This window comes from Nosocomiicoccus sp. HMSC059G07 (genome assembly GCF_001815515.1).
In the GTDB taxonomy this organism is placed as follows: domain Bacteria; phylum Bacillota; class Bacilli; order Staphylococcales; family Salinicoccaceae; genus Nosocomiicoccus; species Nosocomiicoccus ampullae_A.
The window spans coordinates 1-340 of record NZ_KV820823.1; the positions used below are offsets into that span (position 1 = coordinate 1).

At 30.3% G+C, this 340-nt stretch carries 1 protein-coding gene; it reads right to left on the reverse strand.

Features of this window, described 5'->3' with window-relative positions; all coding sequences use genetic code 11:
- A partial coding sequence (locus HMPREF3029_RS09400; RefSeq protein WP_168165503.1) for a hypothetical protein occupies window positions 1-340 on the reverse strand: 340 nt, incomplete at both ends.

Sequence of the window (340 nt, forward strand, 5' to 3'; positions counted from 1 at the left end):
TAAAAGTATGTTGAGTATCGTTTGCAATCCAATTCATCATTAAATCAGATATATTGATAACAGCTAAATCTTGATTTTCATGAATAATGATTCTGTCTTTAACATCTTGGACTGTAAACTTATGATTGTCAGGGACTTCCTCTTTATTGAAAGAGTTTAAGTTATCATAAATGCTAATGCTTGTCACTTTTTCTAAAACGTGTTTATTACTTACTAAACAAATATGAACGTGTTTACCATAATCTATTCCTGTTCCTAATTTAATTTTATAGAAGAAACCAGTTCCAGTATGTGTGATGGTTCCTTGTTCGTTGTACGCTTCTATATTTACAGCAGTACG